Here is a 26,473-nt window from a genome sequence, read left to right as displayed (position 1 = left end):
GTATAATGCCCTTAAAAACAATGGCCTATATCAAAAATGATACCGACAGCGCTCATTTACCATCCTGATTGTGAATTACACGACATGGGTGAAGACCACCCTGAATCGCCCTTGCGAACGAAAGCAATCATGCAGCGCCTGCAGGATAAAGGGCTTTTCGAGCAGCTCAAAGTACACCAAGCTAAAATGGGCACCAGTGACCATGTACTCAAAATTCATCACGCCACCTATGTTGAACAACTTGAGCGCATAAATCCAAGCCATGGTCTCATTCAGGCCGACCCCGATACTCTTATGGGACCGCACAGTTACGATGCGAGCTATTTAGCCGTGGGGGCAGGTGTTCAGGCGGTCGATGGTGTTTTATCTGGGCAGTATAAGCGGGCATTTTGTAATATTCGTCCACCTGGCCATCACGCTGAACCGGCCGCCACCATGGGGTTTTGCTTTTTCAACAACATTGCTGTCGCTGTCGCACATGCACTTGAGCAAGAAGGTATAAATAAAGTCGCCATTTTAGATTTTGATGTTCATCAGTGTAACGGCACCATTGAAGCATTCGCTGACAAACCCGAAGTTATGGTCTGCACCAGCTTTCAACACCCTTTTTACCCAAATAGCCATTGGGCAAGTGAACACCCCCATATGATATTAACGCCTCTCGTTGCTTTTTCTGATATTCGAGATATGAAACATGCATGGGAAGCACAATGGTTGCCAGAGTTAGAACGACATCAACCCGATATGATTTTTATTTCAGCTGGCTTTGATGCGCATACTTTAGACACGATGGGACAATTAAACTGGCAAAACGAAGACTACTATTGGCTAACCAAACAAATTACAGAATTTGCGGCCACACACTGTGACGACCGCATTATTTCGATGCTGGAAGGGGGTTATCACCTGCCTAGCTTGGCTGAATCGGCATCACTGCATATTCAAGCCTTACTTGAGGATTAATGCTCTAGCAGATCCCGATATAAAATTTCATTATCGGGCTCCTCTAAACTAATTCTACCTAAAGATCCATTTCGCAAATCTTTCAGTACAATTTCACTCACTTTATGCCAATCTACACTGCCGCCCTTCACACACGCTCGATGCTTTGCGATCGCTTCCATACATTCCATTGCCGTTTCAGCAATCGTATCTAACTTATAGCGTTGCTTTAACGCTTCAGGGTAACGTTGAGCTAAATAATCGATCGCAAACAGAGCAATATCTTCATATTCAACCGCCGTGTCTCTAATGGCCCCAGAAGCTGCTAAACGGTACCCGCCTAACTCACTCTCTGGCGATGGCCACATAATTCCGGGCGTATCCATTAACGTAAAGTCATTGGCAATCTGAATGCGTTGCTGAGCTCTCGTGACAGCGGGTTCATCACCCACTCGGGCTACTTTTTTGCCCGCCAACCCATTAATCAGGGTAGATTTCCCAACGTTCGGGATGCCAACCACGACACTGCGCACAGGCTTTCCGATTCCGCCTCTAAAAGGGGCTAGTTTTCGACATAAATTAGGAATACGAGCCAACTGTTTTTTATCTTGCATCACTATGGGCAGTACGATGATGTTTTTTTCTTGCTCATAAAACCGCTGCCATTTTTCGGTAACGGTCGGATCGGCTAAATCACTTTTGCTGAGTAGGCGCAAAACTGGTTTATCTCGACGTACTTTAGTAAGTACCGGATTCATACTAGAAAGAGGGATTCGTGCGTCTAACACTTCAATAACAACGTCTATTTTAGGAATAATCTCACTAATTTGACGCTTTGCTTTGGCCATATGGCCGGGGAACCAGTTTATTTTTGCCATGATCTTTTTGTGTAACTAAAAAGGGTAGTGTAACACAGTTATTTTCGGTTCCCTTGTAATCCGCCGGTATGCAAAACGGCTATTTGCTGACTTAGCAATGATTTGTCTTGATCTAACTTTGTTTGAACTGCGTGAAACACTTTTGAATTATAAACCGTATCGAGTTTTATTCGGTTATCTTTATAAAAAGTTTTAGAAAACTCGGCTTGTTCCAAACTCGGTTTGCCAAATTTTTTCCCAGCAAAACCTGACCAAAGTTCATATTGGTCTTGAGACACTCCTGCTTGAATCATTTTTTGTTTTAGAGCGGAATAATTATCTGGATCTTGGAAAACGGGGATTCCGACGACCTTCACGTGCTTTGGTGCAGCCAATGCTAACCCGGCCAACGTGGTACCTGAGCCAACAGCCGTAACAACTAAATCAGTGTCTGATGGGATTCCACTCCACCATTGCTGACTGCCTTTAATAGAGGACTCGCTCCAACCGCCCTCAAGAACGACTTCACTGTTGGGGTACTTTTCTTGCCATTTAAGCCAAAACTCGGGTTCGTAGCGTTTTTGGAACTCAACTTTATTGACCCAATGCAACACCATGCCCCAGCGTTGACAATCTTTTAACGTGGGGTGAGTTCTTGATCGGGATAACCTTGGACAATGCCAACAGAAGGAAGACCATATTCTTTAGCGACAAAAGCCAAAGCATGCTGAAGGTGATTCTCAGTTAGCAAGAGCTGTTGGCCAACTTCGTACCATTAAGCAGGCACGAAAAGCACTTCGTTAATAACCATTGGTTTAAGTTAAAAGCGACCCTAGGGTCGCTTTTTTTTTAGTGAGAAACAATGGCAAATCAAACAGTAATTGCAGTAGTGCTCGCTTCGACCGCCAGCTTTTTTTGGGCGGCCAATGCAATTGTAGGAAAGATGGTAGTGGCAACATTACCGGCTTTTACCCTTTCACAGTTTCGTTGGATTACCGCTTTTTAATTTTACTGCCATTCGGTTTGCCAAAACTCCTCGCCCAAAAAAACTGGAAAGCGAATTTTTGGCCATTGGTTGGGTTGTCCATTTTAAGTGTTACCCTGTACAACACCTTCCAATAAGGGCATTAGAATATACCCAGCCCGTTAATGTAGGGGCCTTTTTAGCTATGCTTCCAGTATTTATTGCCATTGTGTCGAGTATATTTGGTGGCGCTAAACAATCACTTATCCAGTGGATTACTTTTACACTGGCGGTTTTTGGCGCACTTGTCGTTGTTACGCAGGGAGACTGGTCAGTTTTAAGAGAATCTGGTACTGGAGTCGGTGAATTGCTGCTTGTGGTCGCCATGCTCAGTTGGTCTTTCTATACCGTATTATTGAAAAAGCTGTCACCCATTGGTATCAGTTCAGTGGCTTTATTGACATTTTTTATGGGTGTTGGAACGCTCTTTATTGTTCCGTTTTGGGTATTTGATATGGTTCGAGAAGGCGCATTCATTGTTCCGGCTAAGGATCAATATTGGGCTGTTCTGTTTGTAGCCCTGTTCCCTTCATTGGTGTCTTACTTTTGTTGGATATCGGCCGTTAACAGATCAAACGCAACTATTGCAGGTTTAATGATCACGACTGCGCCTTTGTTTAACGCAATTTTAAGCATGGTGGTGTTAAACGCGACAATAAGCCCAATACAATGGATGGGCATTGCATTGGTCAGTGCAGGTGTTGCCGCTACACTGCTGTTGAATAAAACGGCATCACGCTAACCTGTTGATGAGATCTTCAAGGGCTGGTTTATAAAAGTAGAAACCTTGGAGCTCTTCGCACCCTAACTTTTCTAGATAAGAGACTTGCTCAATGGTCTCAACACCCTCTGCAACCGTATGTAGCCCTAAGGTGTGGCCCAAATCAATAATGGCTCGTACCAACTCATTCGACTTATCACTAAAGCCAATGTTTCGAATGAAGCTCATATCGATTTTAAGAACGTGTAGCGGTAAAGATTGCAACATACTTAAATTAGAATAACCGGTACCAAAATCGTCAAGGGCGAACTTAAACCCTAAGTCATTAAGTTCCTTCATATTGCTCAACACGATATCAGACTCGACCGCGATTGAATGCTCGGTAACTTCTAACTCTATACAATTAGGGTCAATATCGAACTTATCGAGTGCCTGTTTTACCTTGCTTACTAAGGTAGTGTCTTCTAACTGGCGAGGAGATAGGTTGATGGATATCGATAATCCTCTGGGTAGCTGATCTTTATATTGATGTAGTGCTGAAAAAGCCGCGTTCATGAGCCAAGTACCAATATCGGCTATTAGGCTGGTACCTTCGGCAATCGGAATAAACTCGCCAGGTGAGACAAACCCTAGCTCAGGGTCTTGCCAGCGTACCAGCGCCTCCATGCTCAGTGATGAGTGATCCCCAGTACTGCTGACCCGAGGTTGAAAGACAATGTAAAAGTGATCATTCTTCAGAGCGCTTGGAAGGCTAGCCAAAATTCGCTGCCGGCGGTTCGTTTGAGAATCCAACTCGGCTGAATAAAATGAATAGTGTCCGCGTTTATTAGTTTTAGCGATCGATAATGTTTGTTCACACCGCTGTAACAGATGTTCAAAATCTAGCCCATCGTCTGGGTATAGAGCCACACCACAGGTAAGTTGCGGAAATACCTCTTCATTATTTAATCGATAAGGCATTTTTAACTTTCGAAGGATATTTTCAACCGCGATAACCGACTGGCTTGCTGTGCCGACATCGACAAGTGCTACTGCAAATGTGTCACCACCTAATCTAGAAATAAAATCTGTTTTGCGACAAATGGTGGTTAATCGGCTGGCGATTAGTTTTAGCAGCTCATCACCAACGGCTTGATTGTATTTTTCATTGACGGATCGAAAGTCATCAATGTTGATCAGCATTAAACCAAGAGTGGTATTACGACGATCACACAGGGCGATGTTTTGTGACACGAGCTGGTGAAAGTGTCGACGATTAGATGCACCTGTCAGCGGGTCAAATGCTTCAAGCTTTGCCACTTGCTTTTCTTGCTCTTTAATCGTTTGAATATCGCGCACAATGCCAGTTAACTCACCATCTTCAGAGCGTGCGATTCGGTGTTCAAACCAGCGATAGCGTTCGCCAACTCTAAGGCGATGCTGAGTCGTGATTCTGGTGAGTTTCCCGGAGGAGAGTTCCTCAAATGCAGTCTGAACCTTTTTGTGTTCACTCGGATGAACCAAGCTATCTAAGTCTTTGAGCGCAATTGTTTCTTTCATCACGCCAATTAAACTTTGCAGCGGTTCTGACAGCTTGAAGGAGTCATCGCCCGATTGCCGCCAAGAGCCCAGTTGACCTAGGCGCTGAGCTTCGATTAAGGCGTTTTTGTTTTCTAAAATGGCGCTGCGTTGTTGGTCTCTTAAGCGAATAGAATGCCTTTGCCATGTGAAGCTAGACGTTAATAGCAGCCAAGCTAAAAAAGACACCGCATAAGAGGTCCATCGCGTTCGAGTGATCGTCGATTGCAGTAAATCAGATTGAATATAGATATCTACTTTAATATCCTGATACTCAACTCGTTTTAGGATGCTCTTTTGAGGTTCTGCTTGGTTAACTAGGTAATAAGGGTCTGCATAACCGGTGACGGCAATAGATAGCTTACTGGACTCCGAAACGAGAGGAATCAGCTGTTCTTTTAGGCTTTGTAAAGAAAGGACGCCAGAAATGATGACATTTGGTTTGCCTTCGACTGGTACCACTCGAATCACTCCAGGCACGCCTTGTATTAAATCGACCGGGCCGATGATGCCAGGTACATTGGTTTTTAATACCTCATGATATACAAACCCCATGTTGGGAGTTTCGCCTAAATTGCGTGCGAGTACCTTTAAATTGGCTTCAGATTTTGGGTAAACGTGTTTCGCAATAAGATCTTCACTGATGGCAATATTTAAGTAGTTGTTGCGGTAATCAGGCAGCAGCTGTTTCATCCAGTTTTGAAAAACTCGGTCCGTCAGTACTTCTTCATTGGCGATTAACAGATTCAAAGAATCGAGAGCGGCAGAGTTGTTGAAGAAAAATTGCTGCAGAGTACTCTCGATAACATCGAATTCTGTTTCAATTTTGCTTTCTAAAACCGAAGTAGACTGTTTTAACAGTGCCGGTAGGTACCATTTAGTTACCGGAACCACGATCAATGCCATTATCAACGCAAACCCGGGCAATAGCATTTTGGGCGATTTTTGCACTACATAGATTAAACTTGCCACACCGAGCATTGTGAGTAAGAGGTTAATCCAGACTGATGGAAGCAGTAAAATAGCAACTAAACAGACAGATGCGATAATGGTGAGAATAAATGTCATAGTTGCCAGTTAATCTTCGGTAGGAGAATAGTTAGTTTCATTCGATTTAGTATAGCTGAGTCAGCGTATCTGTCACTTTTTCGTGCTAAAGTTTTTAACTGTGTTAAAAAACGATTAAATAAAGAGCAAGGCCACAGAAGGCTTTGGGGTACAAGCTTTAAAAATAGCGTGATACTGTAGTCAAAAAAACGACACTAAAACAGGGTGAGTTAAGTGACAGAATCGAGAGCGCCAAGATGTGGACAGCTGGAAATACCACTGACATTGGTCACACAAGACAACCAGCCATTGGTTTGTTCATGTATTAATATCTCCAGTACCGGAGCCTATCTAAGACCCGCCGAGCCCTTAGCTGAAGTAAAAGTAGGGACTATGTTTCAGACGAAAATGCTTAAAAGGGGCACTTTAACGAGCGTATCGATTGTTGTTGAACGCGTTGAGGCCGATGGGTTTGCCGTTAGGTTTGTATAACTCGGCTATTAATTAGGCTAACGGGCAAGGCCCGGAGCCCAAACCGGTACCCAATGTAATCATCATTGCCGGTTGATTGAACCGAAAGGCTAGCCCCGCTGCTGAACTGTCATGTTCTAGCAATGCAAGCGAGCCTAACCCACAACTGGGCAGCCAATCATCGTTTAAAGCCTTCGTTAGGTTTTCGCAATCAGCTTCCAATTGATAGTAAATGCCAGATTTATATTGAAATGGATGACCTTCGTTTAGGTAGCAAGCTAAACTAATGGCTACGGGTAACGGCGACGATAACTCACGGCGTGTCTGCCTCAAAACCTCTAATACTCCCTGTTTACCAATGTGGCCATGCGCGTCAGTAAAGGAAGCCGTAGAAAATTCTGTTAGTTCTTTTAGGCGATTACCATAATTAGACGCCACCGCTCGTTTAATGCCTGTAGCTCCGAAATCAATCACCAGTAAATCCGTAGCGCTTTTTACGGTTTGGGCTAAGCCAATTAACGCCGTTTGACCGGCCCAAGGCGAGCTCAATACGGTAACTTCAGGAAGCAATGCTTCAATACGAGAGGCTAAATATTGACCAAATAAACCCGTTGTTAAGCCACCAGAAATAACGATGGTGTCGGTATGTTGCCAATAGTGCATCAACGCTGTTAAATCTGTATTGGCTTTTGATGGCCACCGTTGACCTGCTTTGGCGGTATGAATCACACTGGCGAGTCGGCGGCTGAAGCAATCGAGAATATCGTTATGTTGCGCATTTTTATCGCTGAATTCGTCCAAAAATCGGCGAATATTCAATGAGCGATCCACGATAAAATGTGTGATAAGTTGCTGTAACGCAAGGCTAGAGGCCAATTGAGCCCCAGTGAGATTTTCTGCACCCAGTAATGGGTCCTGTTGAGATAACAGTGAGCATTCAACTTCTAAGTGATTCAACGAGCCATCAGGCGTCATCGTCAATGATTTGCTGTCAGGGCGGTTACGCATCTAGATTACTCTGGTAAACTTATCTCATTCAGTTTTATTACTTGGAAGAACCCAACTATGTCCACACTCTATCATGAAATTAGTTTAGTAACTTCTCCAAGTGATGTTTGGGCCGCGTTAACTACGCGTGTAGGGTTATTAAAGTGGTGGCCCGATGATGTTTCAATTTCTGGCGGCGATAGCTGGTGTTTAACGCACCAGGCGACAAAATCTTCAATCATCATTAAGGTCGTTGAAGACATACCCGACCAAGCGCTTGAGTGGTTGTGCGTGCAAGGCCCTGAAGATTGGGTGAACACATTGATTCATTGGCGCTTAGAGAGCCAAGATGATCGTCAAACCTTAACGTTGGAGCATCGCGATCTTCAAGTGACGTCACAACATGCTGCTGGGCTAAACACCTTTTGGGGTGTGACCATTGATCGACTCAAACAATCTTTACTCAGCGAAGTTAATCCAAACGATGACGTAGACTTGGGTTTATGGACCTAACAAATCAACCGTTAGATACTCCCTATATTATTGAGCGTCATGAGGGTTTTTGTATTGTCTTTAAACCCATTGGGTGGACAGTTCAAAAAGATGCCCAAGCGCCTGGGATATTAGAATGGGTGACGCAAACGCTTTCTGTGCCGTGCTTTCCTGTTCATCGATTAGACAAGCCTACTTCAGGGTTACTGATTGTGGCCCTAACTCGTGATGCGAATCAAAAACTTAGCCAATTGTTCGCGAGCAAGGAAATTCAAAAAACATACTTAGCGATCAGCGATCAAAAGCCGAAAAAAAAGCAAGGCTGGATCAAAGGTGATATGGCGTCCAGCCGCCGCGGTCAGTATAAATTGTTGCGTAGCCAAGAAAACCCCGCAATAACTTATTTCGAATCTGAATTGATAGAGCCAGGAATACGCGGATTTAAGTTGTTCCCAAAAACTGGTAAGACGCACCAGTTACGAGTAGCGATGAAAAGCATTGGAAGCCCAATATTAGGGGATGCATTATATTCTGGGTCGCCATCGGCCCGTCTGTATTTACACGCCTGGCAATTAGCGTTTGATTTAGAGGGTAGAAAATACAGTGTCATAGCACCGCCCAAAGACCCTTTGTTTCGCCAATGGTTAGAGAGTGATCAAAATGATTGAATGGTTGTTTGCCGATAAAAGCTTATTTGCAGCGGTCTTTGTATTGGGTTTTGCTGTCAGCAGTTTGGCTTATCTTTGGCTCTATGGTCGTGGACAGAGAGAACAGGGCGAATTACTGGAGACATTGAAGCAATACGAATTAGAACTCGCAAAAGTTCAAGGCCAATTACTTCAATCACAAGAATTGGATGTCACTAAACAACAACTAAAAAAAGAATTTAGTTTATTGGCTAGCCATTTGTTTGAACAAAAAAACAATCAATTTCAACAGCAATCAAAGGCCAATATCAGTGCTATGTTAGAGCCTTTTGAAAAGCAATTGTCTCACTTTCGTCAGCGAGTTGATGAAATACACACGCACGATACTCAAGGCCGAGCGATGTTGCAATCGCAGCTGAATCAGCTTAGAGATTTGAATGGCCAGCTGCATAAGCAAGCCGAAGACCTTACCCTAGCTTTACGTGGCGACAAAAAGTTGCAAGGTAACTGGGGTGAGTTGCAGTTAGAGCGCATATTAGAAAGCGTTGGTCTTAAAAATGGTCGAGAGTATCAACGAGAAGCAAACTTCAAAACCACTGAAGGACAGAATCAGCGGCCCGATTTTGTCGTTAATTTGCCCGAGGGCAAGCACATCATAATAGACAGTAAGGTTACTTTAAATGCGTATCAACGCTATGTCAGCGCAGATGACGAAGAGACACAAGTACAGTACTTAAAACAACACATCGCCGCCGTACGCCAGCATGTTCGAAGCTTAAGTGACAAAAACTACCCGGCCTTAGAAGGCTTAAATGCGCCTGAATTTGTGCTGATGTTTATGCCGATAGAAAGCGCATTTGTGACCGCCTTCGAAGCGGAGCCGCGTTTATTTGATGAGGCTTTTGAGCGCAATATTGTTGTTGTCACGCCTTCAACTTTATTGGCAACATTAAAAACGGTTGCCACCATGTGGGTGTTAGAAAAGCAGAATGAAAATGCATCTATCCTGTTTCAACATGCCGGTAAAATATACGACAAAATGACGGTGCTGGTGAAAAAGTTAGAAAAGCTCGGGCAGCAAGTGGAAACAACACAATCAACCTGGCAAGAAGCGATGGGGACGCTACGAGATGGTCGCGGCTCATTAATTGAACAGGTTGAAAAATTAAAGGACCTAGGGGCACCGACGTCTAAAACAATGCCCGAAAACTACCACGGCAAGCAAGTAGAGAAAGAAAGCTAAATACCAATCGCGGCTAGCGTTTCAAGAATATTGCGTGCAATGGCTGCGCTTTTTGGGTGCTCAGCTTCGATCTCATCAAGCAGAATTTCAACCGATTCCCTTAAGTTAGGTTCGGCTGGGTCTGCCTCCCCTTCATCGTGTAAATGGTACTGTATTTTTTCCATCAGCATTTGTTGCGTTGGGCTGGCTTCCGATTCTGGCAACTTCTCTCTAAGGCGTTGGAACAAACTTTTTAGCTCGGTTTTAGGCATAATCTGTGCTCCGATTTTGTAATTGTTAGATATTCACTATAGCAAGGTTTGTTGGAGCCCGCCAAAATGCTATTCTAAGCGCTCTCTTCAAAGTCAGACTACCAACCTGTGCGCTATACCGACGAACAATCTAACATCATTCAGCATCCGTCTGGTCATGCCCGTATTATCGCGGTAGCCGGCTCAGGTAAAACCCAAACCTTAACGGCCTATGTCTCCGCTCGTTTAGCGGCGGGAGTGTCGCCCAAACGCATGCTGATCTTAATGTACAATAAATCGGCGCAGCAAGATTTTCAGCGTAGATTAATCGATCAATCGGGCCTGCCTCCGAGTCAGTTACCTAATGTTCGTACCTTTCATTCTTTGGGTTTTAAGCTGTGCGAAAGCTTGGTTGAGCAAGGGCACATGCCAGCATTTGATCGAGCGCTTCTCAAAGACAGCGAGATTGAGCAAGTGTTGTGGCGCATTTTAAGGTCGATAGCCGATGCGACGCTTGCAGAGGATATTCTCGCACGAAAAAAGAAATGGGTAGAACCCATGCTGTCTTTTATCGAGCAGGTCAAAAGTACGTTAGATTCGCCAACGGATGTCTTTGAACGCTCAGGTTTACCCAAAAGTTGCCAGCTTTTTATTGAAGCATTTGATCACTTCGAAGACTGGCGAGCCCAGCAGCAAAAACTCTCTTTTAATGATCTACTTTATGAGCCTGCCCTAAGGTTTAAAAAAGAACCTGCAATTGCCTCGCACTTTGCCGCGCATATGGATGAAATAATTGTTGATGAGTTTCAAGATATCAATCCTACCCAGCAATTTCTGCTAGATACTCTGCATGGCAACAGAGGGCAGGTAATCGTTGTCGGCGATCCTGACCAAACGATCTATGAATTCCGTGGCTCTCGCCCCAGTTTGCTAACGCATACTTTTTCAGAAACATTTGCCAACGTGAAAGATTATCAGTTGAGTAATACGTTTCGCTTTGGTCATGAAATCAGTTTGCTGGCCAACCAAGTTATTGCTGGAAATTATCAAGACAATCACCCTAGAACCCAATGTTTTTCGCATGATTCAACACCCTCAACAACCGTAACAGCTTTGCGAGGAGTAGACAGTGCGGCATTAGCTCTAACCGAAATTAAGCAATGGGCAGAGCATCGGGCACTAAACGAGATAGCGGTTTTGAATCGTCTTTGGTCCAACAGTGTCCGTCTAGAGTTAATGTTGTTATCGGAAAACATACCTTACCAATTAGATCACAGTAAGGTGGTGTTGGAGCGTCATGAGTTAAAGCCTTTTAGAGTGTTATTTCAGCTCGCTTCTGGCGCAAATACCACATGGAATAGCTCGGTTCGCAGAGCTGCATGGCAAGCATTATTAACGCAGCCATTTTTGAAAATTAAAAAATCGTTGACGGATACCATGATGCGCTCGCTCGTAGGCCATACCCATAAATGGGGGCAAGCGCTTCGAAATGCCATTCCTGAAACCTTATCGAAGTATCAAGCTGAGCAGCTGTTAGAGCGAGCACGATGGATAGAAAAAGCTGAGCGTGGCAAAGCCACAGCCTATGAACTGACCGTCGGCTGGGTGCAAGGCACCGACTATTATGATGCTTTAAAAGACAATGCGTTTTCCGTTTCGCAAGTAGACGATCAAATCGCAACGGTAAAAGCCTTCGCAAAATTCCTTCGCCAAAACAATTGGGCCGCGAGCGATACGACTGAACATTTGGCCGTGCTGTTGCAGCAAAAAAGGGAAAACACCGGTGAAGGTGTTTTAATCTCTTCGATTCATAAAGCCAAAGGTCGAGAGTGGCCACTGGTGATTATTCCAGAGTTGAATGGACGCTTTTACCCTTACGAGCCAGAGCATGAAATGGCCAGCCCTAGTTCGTTAGCCAGTGAGCGACGGCTGTTGTACGTCGCCATGACCCGAGCACAAGAAAGGCTAGTGTTGTGTGTCCCAAAAGAAGATTCTGAATTGCCCATGTCGCCTTTTTTACCGATGGACTTTATCGAAGGTATTCCAAAGTTTTTAGAGGCAATAAAAAATGACCAGAGCACTGTTGCTTTACCTAGGTTAATGCACCGACCCAGCGTCGGGCATTACAAAGAGAGTTTTCAAAGTGAAGTAACCATTGATTGGTCTATTGGCAGTACGATCGATAGCCTGGTTGGGCAAACAGTTTCACATCCAAAGTTAGGAATTGGGCAAATAGTCAAAGAAAGCTCAAGTAGAATTTCGATCCATTTTTTGACCGAAAAGAAAATAAGAGAATTTGAACGCGACATAGTGCTGCCGTTGATTAAATTTTAACTTGATTGAATACTCCTTGACTAAAGTATTAAAAGAGTAAGAGATAAATTCCTATTAAGTAATATTTTTATATGGAATCGCCAATTAAAATTTTAGTAGCAGCACAATGTTCTTAACGCATGTAACACCAATCTCTTCATTCCTATTAATTAGCTAATTCTAATTATTGATCACGGTCACAAAATTGATTGTTGCTTTAAAGAGTTGTTGTTTGTTTCAAAAAACACCCTAATATATAAGCCAGATCGAGCAAGGATTGCTCAGAACTGACAATAGAGTTTGTCATGTTTTATTTGGTTTAAAAGGGATTGGCAATGACTACTCACATGGACAATGCATCGCTAGATACTGGTGAACAAAAAGAAGAGCGCCATGGTTTATTTCGCAAACAAGCTGTTGAAAAACAACAAGACAGACTGTTAGGCGATGTTCTAGTAATCCCGCCACTGTCGTATTCCATCATAACGATCACCCTCATATTGTTTGTGACAGCCGCTATGGTTCTATTAGTCAATGGCAGCTATGCGCGTAAAGAAACTGTGCAGGGCTTTCTGGTACCCAATACCGGAGTGCTAAAAGTATATGCATCGCGCTCAGGGATAGTTCGCCAGATCTTCGTAAAAGAAGGTGACAAAGTTGTTAAAGATCAAGCACTCGTATTGATAAACGGCGATCAAATTCTAGCCAGTGGTGATCACCTAGAAACATTGATGTTAGATGAATTTTTATCTCAGAAACATACACTTTCCAATCAAATTGGTCGCTTGCCAGAAGTATATGCAGGTAAGGCGAATGAGCTAGACAAGCGCATAGAGGCTACAAAGAGTGATCTAAAGCACTTAACTAAACAGCGAACTCTAATAACGCAACAACTTGATTTAGCCTCAAGACAGCTAGTAAATATGGAGTCATTAGCTGATCAGGGCTTAGCAACTCAAAGCGATGTCGATGCAGCCATAGAAAAAGTACTGTCGTTAAAGTCCCAACTCCAAGAGATCGCTCGTACTTCAGATGCCCATAAAATAACGCTAGAAACACTTCAACTGCAAAGCACGGCTCTAAGCTTTGAGCAAATGGATAGCGAAGACCAGTTGCAAGCCAGCCTTTCAGCTATTGCGCAAAGTATTACACAGCTTCATGGCCAGCAAGCGTACATATTAAAGGCAAGTAGTGCAGGTGTTGTTTCAAATATTCAAATAAGTGAAGGGCAAGAAGCACTTGGTAATATTCCGTTGCTTACTCTAACCCCAGAGGGCAGCGAGCTTGAGGCAGAATTATTGGTGCCCGCCCGTGCAATTGGTTTTGTTGAAAAAGATCAAGCCGTCAAAATACGTTACTCGGCTTTTAGTTTCCAAAAGTTTGGCCTATATGATGCAACGATAACGAATGTCTCTCAAACCGTATTGTTGCCGAATGAATTAACAGGCTTGGCTATCAATGCTCAAGAACCCATGTACAGAGTGACTGCAAAGCTTGCCCAGCAGAATATTGACGCATATGGAAAACCTTTGAGCCTTAAAGAAGGTATTTCATTAGAAGCCGATATTAAATTAGCAGAACGAACCCTATTAGAATGGTTATTTGAGCCCCTATTCAGTTTAAAAGGTAGGTTGTAGTGCTTGGCTGCATAATTGCAATAGTGAAAATTAGAAATGATAAACGAACAGACAAGAATCACTCGTTTGATGGTGACAAAAGCGGGGCGCCCCTTGAGATATCCGCCAAGATGACTGGAAGCGCCCCTAACCAACACTCGAAAAGGAATGAGGTCTTTCGAGTTTAGCAATAAAACTTGAAAAGGAAAATACATGAAAGATATTGGCACTAAAAATCTAGTAGAAGTAAAAGGCGCAGGTCGAAGTACGGTAGTAATAAGAAGCCAAAACAGACCATTGCCAAAAGCAGGCGGTCAGAAACGTCCATTGCCGACGCCAGGGATAGTTGGACTAAATAAGTATTAAAGAATTTGCTCTATAGAGCAAATCGAGGGAGTGAAATGGTTCACTTGCTTGTAAAGCAAAGCAGCCTTTGAGGAAATCGCCAAGATGACTGGGGTTGTTATTTTTTAAACGGAAAGGAAAATAAAATGAAAGAATTAGCAGATTTTCATCAAGAGCAAGTAATTGGTGGTGGCCGAATTGAGGCTATTAAAAGAGGTGTGAAATGGTTAGGGAACACTGCAGCAGGATATGCGGTATCCAAGGCCGCTGAAAAGGCTTACAAAATGCTAACCAAACCTAAGTCTAACTCCGGAAAGTCTTCAGGTTCATGCCATGTTTCAAACGGTGGAATTAAATACTGCACTGGAGGAAGATAATGAAATATTTGATTGATGAAGATATCACCCATGTTAGAGGAGGTGTTGGCAGGCTAGTAATTAAGAGTGTTAAATGGGCAGCTAAGAAAATTAGAAGGTCCTCAAAGAGCAAGACGGCAGCATCAATAGGTGCTATTTCTGAAGTCCAAAGTGTACGACATAGTGGACACCAAAAGTAAGAATATAGCAGGCGTTAAGCCTGCTAGACTTATTGCTGAAGTATTGCTTCTATCCATATTCAGTTGCGTGGTATACATAAATGTGTCTTTTGAATACAGTGAGAATAACGTCTTCTTACTTTATTCTGCTTGGTATGCGTTAACTAGAGTTTCTAAAATTTTAAAACACCTAAAATTAAAGCTAAACGAAAATTGACAATGTAAATATACACTTGGAATTATTCTAATTTTAAAGTGAAAAATTGTTTATGATATTAGTTTGACTTGGAACTCTTGTAGAACTTAGTAGTTTTAAAATGCTGGTGTTATATTCACGGAATCGGTTTAATCTAGAAAATAAAATCTAAAGTTTAAAAATATTATTTTGATAAGTACTATATTAAATCTCATTTTATTCATAATAAATTAATGAAATGAAAATTTTCTAAATGTAGTTTAAACGGTTCTGTGTAACAATTTTATGTTTTGGAAAAATTTAATGAATATATTAGATAGATTGTTAAAGAATAGATATTATATTTCCATTGTATATATAATTATAACATTGTTTCTTTTGGATCGCTTGGCATTGTCTAAAGAGTGGGTAGTTACTCTTTTATATGTACTCGCTATATACGGATTTCTACTATTAATAGCTTTTGAACCAAAGAGGTATATAGACGAAGTAGGTACTCGCCCCAATATGCCTATTGTTCCGATTGCTATTTCCCTTTTAGCTTTTTCCTACTGCTGTATAATTTTGCAAACGGAGGTGTTGGGTTGGAGTTGGCTGGTTGAGGATGGCTCAAATCTAAAATACAGTAATATTCCTTATTTCATTTCGGATGTTTTTCTCTTCATCATCATTGCTCCAATTGTAGAAGAGATTTTCTTTCGACAGTGGCTTTATGAAAAACTGAAAAATAGAATGAAGCCTCTTTTTAGTATCATTGTGGTAGCACTTATTTTTGGAATTGTACATATTGACCTGATTGGATCATTTGTTTTTTCGATGGTCTTAAGCTTTTACTATATAAGCTCTATAAGTATTGCTAATAATATTTTTATTCATGCTACTTTTAACGGATTTTTGGTGGTTTTTCAGTTCTTTATAGACAATGAAATTATTGGTGATCTAGATACTCTTGCGTCTGTCTACCTAAGTGAAAACATCGCTGTTTTGATGATGTTAATAGTAACTTCAAGTATTTCAATATACTGGCTTACGACGCGGTATATTAGAAGCCTTGAAGAAGTTTAATTTCCTCTAAATAACGTGAGGTATTATGAAGTTACAAAGCTTAGTTTCGTTGTTTTCTGGGCGAGATTTTTGCTATAAAAGTTTCGTTTATATTAACCCAATAAAAATAAATTGTTATTTTTACATATAGCTACTACCGACTTTATTGTTAGAGGTGTTGGGTAAGTATTAATAGGGTTTATGTGTTTCGACGTTAAAAAGTAAAACAAGGAAGTAAAATCAAGATAACTTATGCTTAAATTAATACTACAAACGGAAATTTCAGAATGCGGACTTGCCTGCGTCGGCATGATTGCGGGCCACTATGGCTATGTATCTGACCTCTCAAATTTAAGAAATCAATTTAAGATTTCTTCACAAGGCACAAACTTAAAGCAGCTCATGGATATCTCTGCGAAGTTAGAATTAGCGGGTCGAGCTTTGCAATTAGACCTTGCTGATTTATATAAGCTTCAACTCCCTTGCATCTTGCATTGGGATATGAACCACTTTGTTGTTTTAAAGGCCGTAGGCAAAAACAAAGTTACGGTTCTTGATCCTGCGATCGGAGAAGTCACTTATAGCCACACTGATTTTTCAGCGCACTTCACGGGAATTGCGCTTGAGCTAACACCCACTGCAAAATTCGAGAGAAAGGAGGTGCGACAAAAGCTGACCTTGTCTCACTTTTGGCAGCGTATTTTTGGACTTAAGCGAAATATAATCACCATTGTGGCGCTGTCCTTTCTATTGCAGCTCTTTGCAGTGGTTGCACCTTTTTATATGCAAACGGTTGTTGATGATGTGCTGTTACGGAACGACAGCAGTTTGTTGTTGGTCTTGGCGCTGGGGTTTGGCTTACTTATGCTGTTGCAAACCGCAACTGATACTCTGCGTAGCTTTGTGATCTTGCATCTATCGACAAAATTGAACTATCAGATGGCCGCCAATTTATTTCGTCACCTTATTAGGTTGCCTTTAGACTATTTTGAAAAACGCCATATAGGTGATGTTGTTTCTCGTTTTGGGTCGTTACAGTCCGTTAAAGATTTGCTTACCACGGGCTTAGTTAGCTCCATAGTCGATGGCGTAATGGCTGTAATCACGTTAACGGCGATGTTTATATACTCTGTAAAAGTTGCCTTGGTGGTCTTAGTTATCGTAGGCCTATACACCCTATTGCGCTTTGCTCTTTATCGCCCTTTTCGTCGCTTATCTGAAGAAAGTATAATTGCACATGCCAAAGAAGATTCTAATTTTATGGAGTCTGTTCGAGCCATTCAAACGGTTAAACTTTTTCAGCGGGAGAATGACCGACAAAATTTATGGCAAAATAAATACACTGAAGCTCTAAATACCGACGTGTCCGTTGCAAAATGGGGCATTGCCTATGAAACCCTAAATAGTCTGCTATTTGGTATAGAAAACATAGTCGTTATATACCTATTGGCAACGTCGGTGATGGGTAACCTAATGTCTTTGGGTATGCTCTATGCGTTTATGAGCTATAAAAACCAGTTTGTTGCCCGTATGGATGGGCTAATAGATATGCTCATCGAATTCAAAATGATTGGCCTTCATCTTGATCGGCTTGCCGATATAACCTTTACCGAAGCCGAAGATGTAGACCGTTATACCTCAAAGCTTCAACATCTATCTGATGTTAAAGGATCTATTGAAGTTAAGAACTTAACTTTCCGTTATTCTGAAACAGACGATTCTATCTTTGAAAATATTAGCTTTCGCATCCCCGCAGGTCAATCGGCTGCTATCGTCGGCCCTAGTGGCTGCGGCAAAACTACCTTACTGAAAGTAATGATGGGTTTGTTAAAACCTAATAGCGGGCAAGTCTTAGTTGATGGAGTGGACATTACTAAGCGAGATGATTATCGCACCCAAATAGCCGCAGTGATGCAAGATGATCAGCTTTTGTCGGGTTCGGTAGCTGACAATATAGCCTGCTTTGATCCTAAACTCGATTTCGAGAAAATAGCCTTATGCGCCCAAAAAGCAGCCGTGCATGAAGATATTTTAAAGTTTGGCATGCAATACAATACCTTGGTCGGGGACATGGGCACCTCTCTTAGCGGCGGCCAAAAACAACGCGTGATCCTAGCGCGAGCACTTTACCGTGAACCAAAATTATTATTTCTAGACGAAGCCACCAGTCACTTAGATGTTGAGCGTGAGTCCGTTGTGAATAGCAATATAAAGAAAATGGACGTGACACGCATTATTGTTGCCCATCGCCCTGAAACTATAAAAAGTGCGGACTTGGCTATTAATATGGGCCAGCTTAATAATTCTGTAAGTAATTGATATTAACCAATCTAAGCATATTTACCCATTAGTTATTTACTAAAATCATAGAAGGAACCTTAATGAAAAAGTCAGTAATCGGAGCTACCTTATCTGCAGTTGTACTCGCAGGTTGCAGTGTTCTGTCATCGCAGTCCACAGAACGCTCGCAAGTCGTTTCTTTCAGCGCTGAGCAAGCATGGCAGGCGGTGCCCGATCGGCATATCCAAAGTGGTACATTGCCTAATGGGTTAGATTGGCATGTAAAAACGTTACCCGATAACGGTTCTCGTGACCGAGTAGAGTTGCGCTTACGGATACGCTCAGGTTCGTTGGTTGAGACGGATACTGAATTAGGACTTGCGCACTTTGTTGAGCACATGGCCTTTAATGGCACTGAACGCTTTCCTAAAAATGACATCGTCGAGTTTTTTGAATCGGCAGGCATGAGTTTTGGTGGCGATATCAACGCTCATACCTCGTTTGGCGAGACTGTTTACAAACTGACTATTCCCGCCGATCAACCAGAGCTTATCAAAACCGCTTTTGAAGTAATGTACGACTGGGCAACGGCCATTAGCTTTGCGCAAGAAGAGGTGTCTAAAGAGGCTCCAGTGGTCATTGAAGAATGGCGTTCTAACTTTGGAACAGAAGAGCAGTCTTGGTTGCAAGAATATAACGACTTGTATCAGGGGACGCATTTACTGAATCGTTTGCCTATTGGCGACAATGATATCGTGGCCAGCGCAACGGCCACACAGCTAAGAGATTATTATCAGAAATGGTACCGCCCAGACAACGCTGAGTTTGTTGTGGTGTATCCAGAAGGCGTTTTTGATGCGGTTGAAACGATTAATACTGTTTTTACGCCCTGGACTGCTGAGCCAACCCCTGAAATCAATTACGCATTAGGTGCCGTAGCAATAGAAGGATCTCGTTTTAAAGGTGTCACCGACAGTAATGTCACAAGCCATCAATGGCAGTTATATTTGCCAGTACATCGGTATGGCTCAGACACGCCAATTGCCCGCGAGATTGATTTTATCGATCAGGTCTATACGTCTGTTTTAAGTGCAAGGTTACAACGATTGGGCGAAGTTTCAGATGCTGCAATTATTGATGCTGGCTCTCAAATAGGGGAGTTCTTTGAACAAACTAAATACCTAAATGTATGGGCGACGGCTTATGATGGGCAACAAAACCAAGCGCTAAACGATATAACACTAGAGCTTAACCGCCTACAACGATATGGTATTACGGCCTCCGAGTTTGCAACGGCCAAACAAAAAATTCTTATGCAGAATAAGAACATTCAAAGCTGGTTGCAAGGTGCCGATAGCGGGAGTCATGCCGATTATTTGATGTACTTTTTAAGCACAAACATGGCGTTAGAAGACATTGATGCCGCGGTTATTGAATCGGAAAAAATGGCAGCTGCTGTTAAACTTGAAAAGATCAATCACTACATTGCTCAAACCATCGGTTCACAAGACCTGGCCGCCTATTTTTATCACCCAAAAACAATCACACCTGAGACGCAAGACTGGGCCGCAATATACGCGAAGGCTTGGCAGCAAGAGGTGAGTTCGCCAGTTGAAACTTCTGCTGCAGGGGGAGGGCTTAATTATGAATTCCGAGGCTCCATTAGCCAAGAATTTGACCTAACAGAAGAGGAAGGTTTGTTTATTTGGGCGCTAGAGAATGGAATTACCGTCGTTCTTAAGCAAAGTGACATTGAACCGAGTCGTGTCTATACCCAAACTATGGTTTTTGGTGGCAACCGTCAAATGAGCAATGACCTCATTGCGGCTTCGGAGCAATGGAGTGAGGTCCGTATTCGTTCTGGGCTAGAAGGCCGAAGCGGCCAAGATTTTTTCGATAAATTAGATCTTGATGGCATTGGTTACAATGTCTTTATTGATGGAAACGCTAGCGGGGTCGAACTTTCCGGTCAAGCAGACCAGCTAGGCCAAATGTTAAAGCTAACATCTGGTTCATTGACCGATGTTGCATTGAACGAGCAAATGATCGCTCTTACCTTAAACAGCAGTGTGGAACACAGTGCACAATACCAAACTACCCCGACGTATGAATTTGAAAAGCAGTTCTTAGCGGCGGTTTATGGCGTTGAAGATCCACGTTATGTCTATTTCAGCCCAGACGATATTGCTGCGGTTACAAGTGCTGATCTTGTTGCGGTGCAAGAGTCGATTTTAAAGGATAATCAGGGAGTTATAGTGGCTATTGTGGGTGATGTAACGCCAGATCAAGTTGCCCCCGCCTTAAAGACTTATTTGGCGGGTTTGCCATTGCCTGGGCCAAGTGTTAGCAGAAGCTTGGGACCAATTACCACAGAGAGCCGATTTATCCGCGTTGCGGGTCAAGCTGAAGAAAAAACCGACATAACCTACCTTTTTGCACAGACAGAATTACCCGTTGACGTGCAACGCTACTTAGCGTCGGAAGTGATGATTCAAGCTGTAGAAAAACGCTTGCATAAAGCGATACGTGAAGATTCGGGTCTCACATACGGAACGGCGGTTTCTCAGGGTATTCAGACCTTTGATCAACAGCAGTGGCAATTACAAATTCACCTGAGTACAGAACCAGCTCGAGAAAAAGAAGCCCTAACCGCATTGGATGAAACCTTGCAAAAACTGATAGAAACCCCGTTGACGGACCAGGAGGTCTTGGAAGCAAGTCATCGTGTGGCGGAATCAGAAAAACAAAACCTCGCCACCAATACAGGTATTTTGAATAATCTAACCGGTATTCTATTTTTAGGCGGCGATATTACAGATTATGATAATGGTGAGGCTATGCTAGCCACTGTCACAACTGAGCAGGTGAATGACTTACTTGGTTTGTTGTTAAATGGGAAAAAAGTTGTCGCGGTACACCACCCATAACGTCGAATTGGTTTTATTTAGGGTTAAAGCAGGTGTTTGTCTTTAGCCCTATTCTTACCTGGCTGTATAAATTAGTGAAAAAACGAAGAGTTATTTTGGTGGTAGACTCAGTAGTACGTACATTGGAGTTAAATACAGAAGTTGAAGTCGAACTGTTCACAAAAGCAGGGTTGGCGCTGACGCTCAAAGGATGGGCATTAAAAAGGGCAGCATAGGCCACCCTTAAATTTTTGCTTGTACTCAGATCAATGTTTTATAGACCATTCAACATGTGATCAACGGCGGCTTTCACTTCATCGTCGCTCAACGCGGCATTACCACCACGAGGCGGCATCGCATTGAAGCCATTAATAGCATTTGCGTAAAGTGTGTCTAAACCTTTGGCTTGGCGAGGCGCCCAAGCTGCGGCATCACCTAATTTCGGCGCATTTAAGGCACCAGTGCCGTGGCAGGCGGCGCAGGCTGTTGTATAAACTTGATCACCACTTTTAGGACCCGTGTCAGCAACGGTCGCTGTAGCCGTGGCGGTTGTACATTCTTCGCCTTGCACACAGACGTTTCCGGCCGGTTTCAAACGTTCGGCTACTTCGTCTTCATAGCTTGTATAGTCGGCAAACACGAAGCTTGCAGTCAATGTACTAATTAAAATAAGCAGTTTTTTCATGTATTAGTCCGTTTTATTCAAGTCAGCAATTTTTAGAATGGCGGCAAGTATAACGATATAGTGGCCTAGGCGGCAATAACCCAAGGGTAAAGAGGTTAGAATACTCAATATAACTCGTATCTGGTTGTGATTGAGTTAGAAAAAGGGCGAAAATACCCTGAAATGAATGATTACATTGCAATATTTGGCTGAAAATCCACATAAAGCCTGTGTTATCATGGAGTTGCAACCCTATTAGTCACCTTTAGCAGAGCCCAAAGATGAACAAAACTTCCCTCGATAAAAGCAAAATTCGCATTTTACTCTTAGAGGGCGTTCACCAAAGCGCCTTAGATACACTAACCAATGCTGGTTACAGCAACATAGAATTACTGAAAGGTTCGCTTCCTGAAGCCGAACTGATCGAAAAAATCAAAAATGTCCACTTTATTGGCATCCGTTCTCGCACGCAATTGACTGAAAAAGTATTCGAAGCCGCGAAAAAGCTGGTCGCGGTAGGTTGCTTTTGCATAGGAACCAATCAGGTAGACTTAAAAGCCGCAGCCGCCCGTGGTATAGCTGTTTTTAACGCTCCTTATTCAAACACTCGATCGGTTGCTGAGTTGGTCTTGGCCGAAGCCATATTATTGTTACGCGGTGTCCCTGAGAAAAACGCCGCCTGCCATCAAGGTGGTTGGAAAAAAACAGCCGAGAACAGCTATGAAATCCGTGGCAAAAAGCTCGGTATTGTGGGTTATGGCAGTATCGGCACCCAGTTAGGTGTGCTTGCTGAAGGGCTGGGCATGGAAGTGCTGTTTTATGACATTGTGACCAAGCTTCCAATGGGCAACGCTCAACAAGTCGGTTCTTTAAATGATCTTCTGAGTAAAGCCGATGTAGTATCGCTTCATGTGCCAGAAACGACTTCAACTAAGTGGATGATGGCAAAAGCGCAGTTTGATCAAATGAAAGAGAATAGCGTCTTCATTAATGCAGCTAGAGGCACAGTAGTAGATATAGACGACTTAGCCGATGCCATACGAAGTAACAAGCTTTTAGGTGCCGCTATTGATGTGTTCCCAGTTGAGCCACGCTCAAATACGGATGAGTTTGTCTCACCGTTAAGGGAGTTCGACAATGTCATTCTTACACCTCATGTCGGTGGGTCTACGCTTGAAGCGCAACTTAACATTGGCATTGAAGTAGCCGAAAAACTGGCGACATTCTCCGACAACGGTACTACGCTGTCGGCCGTTAACTTCCCACAAGTTGCATTACCATCGCACCCCAATGCGCATCGAATTTTGCATGTTCATAAAAATATTCCTGGCGTATTATCGGAAATTAACACCGTGTTTTCTGAAAATAACATCAACATTATTGGTCAGTACTTACAAACTTCTGAGCAAATCGGTTATGTTGTTATTGATGTTTCGGCAGATTGCTCTGAAACGGCATTAGAAAAAGTATTGGCAGTAACGGGAACAATTCGAGCTCGTATATTGTTTTAATAATACAGGCTCGGGTTTTAAAGGTAGTACGAGGGTAATTATGGCGAACGTTTGGCTCCACATTAAGTCTTTGTTGGCCTATTTGGCCATAGGGTGCTTGATGTTGTCCTGTAGTTCTCGGTCTTTAAATACCGAGATGACTCGTTGCGTATACCCCGATAGCCCCCGCACTCCTGCGCCGGCATTTGTGTGTGATCCTCAAATGCCGGGTTACCCTGTTACGCAACTTCGGCAGTCTCCTTTATCGGACGCCAGTGTCGATGAGCGCATTCGCCATGTGTATGAAGATCAAATAATGGCATGGAGTAATGAATGGGCGAACCAGTGGTATCGGCTCCCTAATTCAAGGCAAGCCGCTTTAGAGTGGCTACAAAAATACCTAGACCGAGAAGCTCGAGTCATTCGTAGCCGGGTCAGTCCTAAAGGCGAATTGTGGCTATTAATTGGTCTCCCAGAGAATGATGCCTTTTATAAGGCTCGTTTCGAGAAAGAAAAGCCCTTCAAGTAACTCAAACAATGGCCGATAAATAAGACTCTGTTTCTCTATCAGCCTGATCTCACTATTTTTGCAAAGGCTGCTAGGCTACTCCTTAGGTATAGTTATGTTTGAGGCGCCTTTAATGAAAAACCACTCCCCAGAAAAGCCTAAGTCTCGAAGCGGGTCACTTAAGGTGCGTTTTGCCTGTTTTATATTAGCGATTGCGCTGGCAGTGCTTGCTGTAAACCTATTTATTATAAAAAAGATTCAGACGGTTCATCCGATAGTCGATCAACAATTAACCCTCATAGCAACGCAAGCAGCGCAATCAACACAGCACATCGAGTTAATCGCAAATCAGCAAATTAATATCGAGCGGGTACATCAAATAAACGGTGCCATTAATTTACTGAATGAGACCACCTATTGGTATTTTCAAGGAGCGTTGACGTTGGTCACCGCCTCATTAGAGTCTGGCCGAGAAAAGCATGACCAGCTTTTGCAACAGCTTACGGCTATGAGCCGAAGTGATCCCGAAAATGCTGCAGTTTTTGTAGGCATCACAAAAGAGGCTGAAAGCTTTCAACTCTACGCTGAGCGTATGTTTGAAATGTTCGAAAGTAATTCGGTGTCTATGGGTAAGTCGATGGGCGAAGGTGCAAAATTGCAGGCCGATAAAGTATTGACGTTGCTCAATGCCTTACGTGACCAATACGTGAATGAACAAGCCAATTCAATGGATCAGATTAGCCAAGGCTCTAACGCGATTAAGCAAGCTGGCGATGCAGCCTATGCTGCAGGAGAAAATATTGGACGAACCGCAAAGAGTATTATCGGATCTGCACTGACCTACAGCGTTGCATTATTGGTTATTATTGTTATAGCGGCGGCGGTTGCATTCCAAATGCTGTTAAAACCTATTCAACAGTTATCGAAACGGATACAGGCTGGTATTAAAAGAAACGAATGGCCGCTTTTAGAAGCGCATAGCGATCCAGAGTTGCATGGCGTAGTTACTGCTTATAACAAGCTAGTTGAGCAAATAAACTCATCACGGCAAGCAACGGAACACAGTGCTCAGCTACTTGATTCTTTAATGGCTCAAGCGAGTCCAAAAGAAGAAGGGTTATCGGAAAATACCAACAAAGTGCAAAAAGAAATAGAGATGGTATCGGTCGCCACGCATCAATTATCCGACAGTGCGGAGCAGGTAAAATCCACCACGGAAACGGCGTCTGAATTAGTTTCACAAGTAACCAGTGCAGTCACTTTTGGTCAGCAAACGATTGCTGAGAGCGTTCAAAGCTTGGAGCGATTAACTCATCGGATCGACAATTCTACCGAAGTCGTGAACGAGTTGGCTAAAAACACCGAAGAAATCGGCACGGTGTTGTCAGTGATCAGTGGAATATCAGAGCAAACCAACTTACTTGCATTGAATGCTGCTATTGAGGCCGCCAGAGCAGGGGATCAAGGCCGCGGCTTTGCCGTGGTCGCGGATGAAGTACGGAGCTTGGCCAGCCGAACCCAGCAATCGACCGTTGAGATTCAAGAGACTGTACAAAAGCTTCAGCAAGGTGCCGAGCAGGCCGTAAAAGAAATGAGTGAATCTCGTGCCAGCAGCGAAAAAAATATGGCACATGCACGGCAAGTTCAAGATTCGATAGAGCAGGTGGCTCAGCTCGTGAGTGAGATGCAAAAGTTAAATAATCAAATAGCCGAGGCAACGGGTGAGCAATCTTCGGTAGCCATCAGTGTCGACGACAGCGTCATGCGTATCACAGAGCAGATTACGCGCTTAACTGAACATGCCCTGTTGCTTGATCAGATGGCAGGCTCCGTGCACAAAATAAGTGATCAGCTCAAATCATAAGGGGTCTTTTGAGCTGTCAATTTGTCGTCAAATAGTGTTGTTTTGTACGATTCGATGCAGGCCTGAAATATGTGAACTAAACTCTCTTTAACCAGTTGGCGCAGGGTGCGCTAGAATTCTGAAGAGAGGGGGTTGTATGAAAGGGTTGTTCTTGATTACCGTTTTTACCGCTTGCGCTTTATTAGGTACTGCCATGGTACTTATTGACAGTGGCCTGTTCAGCTTATCGATTTTTTGCACACTCGGGGCGTTGATTGCCTTTTTGGTGGCGTATCAATTGCAAACGCATTATTCGTTATTAGACGATGAATAGAGCGTAAGGCAAATAAAAAGTTGGCATTCAGCTATTGTTCACCCTTTGAGCAATAGACTTAAGATCGTCAAACATTTCATGGCCATTCCGTCTAATTTGCCAAAAGTGGTAGTTAGATGGGGTGGGTTAGGTGGATTTTACCGTAGAATGAAAAAACCGATCTTGGACACTTAAGTAGAAG

At 43.1% G+C, this 26,473-nt stretch carries 29 protein-coding genes and 1 pseudogene; 21 read left to right on the top strand and 9 right to left on the bottom strand.

All coding sequences use genetic code 11. The features are described from left to right. Nucleotides 1-36 precede the first annotated feature (36 nt). Entirely contained in the window at nt 37-963 is a 927-nt protein-coding gene (locus QWZ13_RS19440; RefSeq protein ID WP_290282557.1) for a histone deacetylase family protein, read from the top strand. Here QWZ13_RS19440 and ylqF read toward each other — a convergent pair. Together ylqF and QWZ13_RS19430 are read right to left on the bottom strand one after the other, a co-directional pair. Then, complete coding sequence (ylqF, locus tag QWZ13_RS19435) at nt 960-1,820, bottom strand: ribosome biogenesis GTPase YlqF (RefSeq protein ID WP_290282558.1); 861 nt, start codon at nt 1,818-1,820, stop codon at nt 960-962. The two genes, QWZ13_RS19440 and ylqF, sit on opposite strands and share 4 nt — an antisense overlap. Before the next feature lie 38 nt (nt 1,821-1,858). Continuing rightward, nucleotides 1,859-2,416, bottom strand: a complete 558-nt coding sequence (locus QWZ13_RS19430) for a hypothetical protein (RefSeq protein WP_290283209.1) — start codon at nt 2,414-2,416, stop codon at nt 1,859-1,861. Nucleotides 2,417-2,651: 235 nt separating this feature from the next. Here QWZ13_RS19430 and QWZ13_RS19425 point away from each other — a divergent pair, with 235 nt between their 5' ends. Together QWZ13_RS19425 and QWZ13_RS19420 are read left to right on the top strand one after the other, a co-directional pair. Next, complete coding sequence (locus QWZ13_RS19425) at nt 2,652-2,921, top strand: hypothetical protein (RefSeq protein ID WP_290283208.1); 270 nt, start codon at nt 2,652-2,654, stop codon at nt 2,919-2,921. After that, nucleotides 2,816-3,565: a DMT family transporter gene (locus QWZ13_RS19420; protein WP_290283435.1), complete on the top strand. Its 750-nt coding sequence runs from the start codon at nt 2,816-2,818 to the stop codon at nt 3,563-3,565. Before QWZ13_RS19425 ends, QWZ13_RS19420 begins: the two co-directional genes overlap by 106 nt. On the opposite strand, the gene QWZ13_RS19415 is transcribed toward QWZ13_RS19420, so the two are convergent. Beyond that, nucleotides 3,557-6,169, bottom strand: a complete 2,613-nt coding sequence (locus tag QWZ13_RS19415) for a bifunctional diguanylate cyclase/phosphodiesterase (protein WP_290283207.1) — start codon at nt 6,167-6,169, stop codon at nt 3,557-3,559. The two genes, QWZ13_RS19420 and QWZ13_RS19415, sit on opposite strands and share 9 nt — an antisense overlap. A 213-nt stretch (nt 6,170-6,382) precedes the next feature. Between QWZ13_RS19415 and QWZ13_RS19410 the strand changes: the two genes are divergently transcribed. Beyond that, entirely contained in the window at nt 6,383-6,640 is a 258-nt protein-coding gene (locus QWZ13_RS19410; RefSeq protein ID WP_290279937.1) for a PilZ domain-containing protein, read from the top strand. Between the two features lie 12 nt (nt 6,641-6,652). On the opposite strand, the gene QWZ13_RS19405 is transcribed toward QWZ13_RS19410, so the two are convergent. Then, nucleotides 6,653-7,627, bottom strand: coding sequence for a hypothetical protein (locus QWZ13_RS19405; RefSeq protein ID WP_290279935.1), 975 nt, complete (start codon nt 7,625-7,627; stop codon nt 6,653-6,655). A gap of 57 nt (nt 7,628-7,684) precedes the next feature. Here QWZ13_RS19405 and QWZ13_RS19400 point away from each other — a divergent pair, with 57 nt between their 5' ends. From QWZ13_RS19400 to QWZ13_RS19390, 3 genes are read left to right on the top strand one after another with little or no spacing between them, the layout of a single operon-like run. Beyond that, the gene (locus QWZ13_RS19400; protein ID WP_290279933.1) at nt 7,685-8,119 is read left to right on the top strand and encodes an SRPBCC domain-containing protein; all 435 of its coding nucleotides are present in this window, start codon (nt 7,685-7,687) and stop codon (nt 8,117-8,119) included. Then, nucleotides 8,110-8,766, top strand: coding sequence for a TIGR01621 family pseudouridine synthase (locus QWZ13_RS19395; RefSeq protein ID WP_290279932.1), 657 nt, complete (start codon nt 8,110-8,112; stop codon nt 8,764-8,766). The genes QWZ13_RS19400 and QWZ13_RS19395 overlap by 10 nt, the downstream gene beginning before the upstream one ends. Continuing rightward, nucleotides 8,759-9,988 (top strand): DNA recombination protein RmuC, encoded by a 1,230-nt coding sequence (locus tag QWZ13_RS19390; RefSeq protein ID WP_290283214.1) that lies wholly within the window; start codon nt 8,759-8,761, stop codon nt 9,986-9,988. Before QWZ13_RS19395 ends, QWZ13_RS19390 begins: the two co-directional genes overlap by 8 nt. Here the strand turns inward: QWZ13_RS19390 and QWZ13_RS19385 are convergent. Beyond that, nucleotides 9,985-10,239 carry a DUF4404 family protein gene (locus tag QWZ13_RS19385; protein WP_290279930.1) on the bottom strand — a complete coding sequence of 85 codons (255 nt, stop codon included), beginning with the start codon at nt 10,237-10,239 and terminating at the stop codon, nt 9,985-9,987. The genes QWZ13_RS19390 and QWZ13_RS19385 overlap by 4 nt on opposite strands. Nucleotides 10,240-10,347: 108 nt before the next feature. Here QWZ13_RS19385 and QWZ13_RS19380 point away from each other — a divergent pair, with 108 nt between their 5' ends. The 4 genes from QWZ13_RS19380 to QWZ13_RS19365 all read left to right on the top strand — a co-directional run bounded on the left by QWZ13_RS19380 (nt 10,348) and on the right by QWZ13_RS19365 (nt 14,869). Next, nucleotides 10,348-12,552 carry an ATP-dependent helicase gene (locus QWZ13_RS19380; protein WP_290279928.1) on the top strand — a complete coding sequence of 735 codons (2,205 nt, stop codon included), beginning with the start codon at nt 10,348-10,350 and terminating at the stop codon, nt 12,550-12,552. A 314-nt stretch (nt 12,553-12,866) separates the two neighbouring features. Continuing rightward, nucleotides 12,867-14,168 (top strand): beta-barrel domain-containing protein, encoded by a 1,302-nt coding sequence (locus tag QWZ13_RS19375; RefSeq protein WP_290283212.1) that lies wholly within the window; start codon nt 12,867-12,869, stop codon nt 14,166-14,168. Nucleotides 14,169-14,360: 192 nt separating this feature from the next. Then, nucleotides 14,361-14,513, top strand: coding sequence for a hypothetical protein (locus QWZ13_RS19370; protein ID WP_290279926.1), 153 nt, complete (start codon nt 14,361-14,363; stop codon nt 14,511-14,513). Nucleotides 14,514-14,710: 197 nt separating this feature from the next. After that, the gene (locus QWZ13_RS19365) at nt 14,711-14,869 is read left to right on the top strand and encodes a hypothetical protein (protein WP_290279925.1); all 159 of its coding nucleotides are present in this window, start codon (nt 14,711-14,713) and stop codon (nt 14,867-14,869) included. Here the strand turns inward: QWZ13_RS19365 and QWZ13_RS19360 are convergent. Further along, the gene (locus tag QWZ13_RS19360) at nt 14,844-14,981 is read right to left on the bottom strand and encodes a hypothetical protein (RefSeq protein ID WP_290279923.1); all 138 of its coding nucleotides are present in this window, start codon (nt 14,979-14,981) and stop codon (nt 14,844-14,846) included. The two genes, QWZ13_RS19365 and QWZ13_RS19360, sit on opposite strands and share 26 nt — an antisense overlap. A gap of 17 nt (nt 14,982-14,998) precedes the next feature. Between QWZ13_RS19360 and QWZ13_RS19355 the strand changes: the two genes are divergently transcribed. The 5 genes and pseudogenes from QWZ13_RS19355 (at nt 14,999) to QWZ13_RS19340 (ending at nt 21,474) form a co-directional block, all read left to right on the top strand. After that, the gene (locus tag QWZ13_RS19355) at nt 14,999-15,244 is read left to right on the top strand and encodes a hypothetical protein (RefSeq protein WP_290279921.1); all 246 of its coding nucleotides are present in this window, start codon (nt 14,999-15,001) and stop codon (nt 15,242-15,244) included. 264 nt (nt 15,245-15,508) lie between these two features. Continuing rightward, nucleotides 15,509-16,102, top strand: a pseudogene (locus QWZ13_RS19970) (CPBP family intramembrane glutamic endopeptidase); the annotation flags it as partial. An 18-nt stretch (nt 16,103-16,120) separates the two neighbouring features. Further along, nucleotides 16,121-16,288, top strand: coding sequence for a hypothetical protein (locus QWZ13_RS19350; RefSeq protein ID WP_290279919.1), 168 nt, complete (start codon nt 16,121-16,123; stop codon nt 16,286-16,288). Nucleotides 16,289-16,519: 231 nt separating this feature from the next. After that, nucleotides 16,520-18,586, top strand: a complete 2,067-nt coding sequence (locus QWZ13_RS19345) for a peptidase domain-containing ABC transporter (protein WP_290279917.1) — start codon at nt 16,520-16,522, stop codon at nt 18,584-18,586. A gap of 62 nt (nt 18,587-18,648) precedes the next feature. Then, complete coding sequence (locus QWZ13_RS19340; RefSeq protein ID WP_290279915.1) at nt 18,649-21,474, top strand: M16 family metallopeptidase; 2,826 nt, start codon at nt 18,649-18,651, stop codon at nt 21,472-21,474. Between the two features lie 13 nt (nt 21,475-21,487). Here QWZ13_RS19340 and QWZ13_RS19335 read toward each other — a convergent pair whose 3' ends face one another. From QWZ13_RS19335 to QWZ13_RS19325, 3 genes are read right to left on the bottom strand one after another with little or no spacing between them, the layout of a single operon-like run. Continuing rightward, on the bottom strand, nt 21,488-21,694 hold the full coding sequence (locus QWZ13_RS19335) for a hypothetical protein (protein WP_290279913.1): 207 nt from the start codon (nt 21,692-21,694) through the stop codon (nt 21,488-21,490). 33 nt (nt 21,695-21,727) lie between these two features. Beyond that, entirely contained in the window at nt 21,728-22,138 is a 411-nt protein-coding gene (locus QWZ13_RS19330; protein WP_290279912.1) for a c-type cytochrome, read from the bottom strand. 22 nt (nt 22,139-22,160) lie between these two features. Then, nucleotides 22,161-22,367, bottom strand: a complete 207-nt coding sequence (locus QWZ13_RS19325) for a hypothetical protein (protein WP_290279910.1) — start codon at nt 22,365-22,367, stop codon at nt 22,161-22,163. 31 nt (nt 22,368-22,398) lie between these two features. Here QWZ13_RS19325 and serA point away from each other — a divergent pair, with 31 nt between their 5' ends. From serA to QWZ13_RS19300, 5 genes are all read left to right on the top strand, one after another. Further along, the gene (gene serA, locus QWZ13_RS19320) at nt 22,399-23,628 is read left to right on the top strand and encodes a phosphoglycerate dehydrogenase (protein WP_290279908.1); all 1,230 of its coding nucleotides are present in this window, start codon (nt 22,399-22,401) and stop codon (nt 23,626-23,628) included. Between the two features lie 40 nt (nt 23,629-23,668). Continuing rightward, complete coding sequence (locus QWZ13_RS19315; RefSeq protein ID WP_290279907.1) at nt 23,669-24,136, top strand: hypothetical protein; 468 nt, start codon at nt 23,669-23,671, stop codon at nt 24,134-24,136. 94 nt (nt 24,137-24,230) lie between these two features. After that, complete coding sequence (locus QWZ13_RS19310) at nt 24,231-25,979, top strand: methyl-accepting chemotaxis protein (protein WP_290279905.1); 1,749 nt, start codon at nt 24,231-24,233, stop codon at nt 25,977-25,979. Between the two features lie 136 nt (nt 25,980-26,115). Beyond that, a complete protein-coding gene (locus tag QWZ13_RS19305) occupies nt 26,116-26,292 on the top strand; it encodes a hypothetical protein (RefSeq protein ID WP_216000557.1) in 177 nt (58 codons plus the stop codon). Nucleotides 26,293-26,337: 45 nt separating this feature from the next. After that, complete coding sequence (locus tag QWZ13_RS19300) at nt 26,338-26,466, top strand: hypothetical protein (RefSeq protein WP_290279903.1); 129 nt, start codon at nt 26,338-26,340, stop codon at nt 26,464-26,466. Nucleotides 26,467-26,473 lie beyond the last annotated feature (7 nt).

The sequence above is a fragment of the Reinekea marina genome (genome assembly GCF_030409715.1).
Classification (GTDB): Bacteria; Pseudomonadota; Gammaproteobacteria; order Pseudomonadales; family Natronospirillaceae; genus Reinekea; species Reinekea marina.
Note: the sequence above shows the minus strand (reverse complement) of the source record. Positions and strands in the feature narration are given on the sequence as shown.

Excerpts from the sequence above, each read along its gene's own strand:
- QWZ13_RS19440 (WP_290282557.1), top strand. The coding sequence starts at position 37 with ATGATACCGACAGCGCTCATTTACCATCCTGATTGTGAATTACACGAC.
- ylqF (WP_290282558.1), bottom strand. The coding sequence starts at position 1,820 with ATGGCAAAAATAAACTGGTTCCCCGGCCATATGGCCAAAGCAAAGCGT.
- QWZ13_RS19430 (WP_290283209.1), bottom strand. The coding sequence starts at position 2,416 with ATGGTGTTGCATTGGGTCAATAAAGTTGAGTTCCAAAAACGCTACGAA.
- QWZ13_RS19415 (WP_290283207.1), bottom strand. The coding sequence starts at position 6,169 with ATGACATTTATTCTCACCATTATCGCATCTGTCTGTTTAGTTGCTATT.
- QWZ13_RS19405 (WP_290279935.1), bottom strand. The coding sequence starts at position 7,627 with ATGCGTAACCGCCCTGACAGCAAATCATTGACGATGACGCCTGATGGC.
- QWZ13_RS19400 (WP_290279933.1), top strand. The coding sequence starts at position 7,685 with ATGTCCACACTCTATCATGAAATTAGTTTAGTAACTTCTCCAAGTGAT.
- QWZ13_RS19395 (WP_290279932.1), top strand. The coding sequence starts at position 8,110 with ATGGACCTAACAAATCAACCGTTAGATACTCCCTATATTATTGAGCGT.
- QWZ13_RS19390 (WP_290283214.1), top strand. The coding sequence starts at position 8,759 with ATGATTGAATGGTTGTTTGCCGATAAAAGCTTATTTGCAGCGGTCTTT.
- QWZ13_RS19385 (WP_290279930.1), bottom strand. The coding sequence starts at position 10,239 with ATGCCTAAAACCGAGCTAAAAAGTTTGTTCCAACGCCTTAGAGAGAAG.
- QWZ13_RS19375 (WP_290283212.1), top strand. The coding sequence starts at position 12,867 with ATGACTACTCACATGGACAATGCATCGCTAGATACTGGTGAACAAAAA.
- QWZ13_RS19370 (WP_290279926.1), top strand. The coding sequence starts at position 14,361 with ATGAAAGATATTGGCACTAAAAATCTAGTAGAAGTAAAAGGCGCAGGT.
- QWZ13_RS19345 (WP_290279917.1), top strand. The coding sequence starts at position 16,520 with ATGCTTAAATTAATACTACAAACGGAAATTTCAGAATGCGGACTTGCC.
- QWZ13_RS19340 (WP_290279915.1), top strand. The coding sequence starts at position 18,649 with ATGAAAAAGTCAGTAATCGGAGCTACCTTATCTGCAGTTGTACTCGCA.
- QWZ13_RS19330 (WP_290279912.1), bottom strand. The coding sequence starts at position 22,138 with ATGAAAAAACTGCTTATTTTAATTAGTACATTGACTGCAAGCTTCGTG.
- serA (WP_290279908.1), top strand. The coding sequence starts at position 22,399 with ATGAACAAAACTTCCCTCGATAAAAGCAAAATTCGCATTTTACTCTTA.
- QWZ13_RS19315 (WP_290279907.1), top strand. The coding sequence starts at position 23,669 with ATGGCGAACGTTTGGCTCCACATTAAGTCTTTGTTGGCCTATTTGGCC.
- QWZ13_RS19310 (WP_290279905.1), top strand. The coding sequence starts at position 24,231 with ATGTTTGAGGCGCCTTTAATGAAAAACCACTCCCCAGAAAAGCCTAAG.
- QWZ13_RS19305 (WP_216000557.1), top strand. The coding sequence starts at position 26,116 with ATGAAAGGGTTGTTCTTGATTACCGTTTTTACCGCTTGCGCTTTATTA.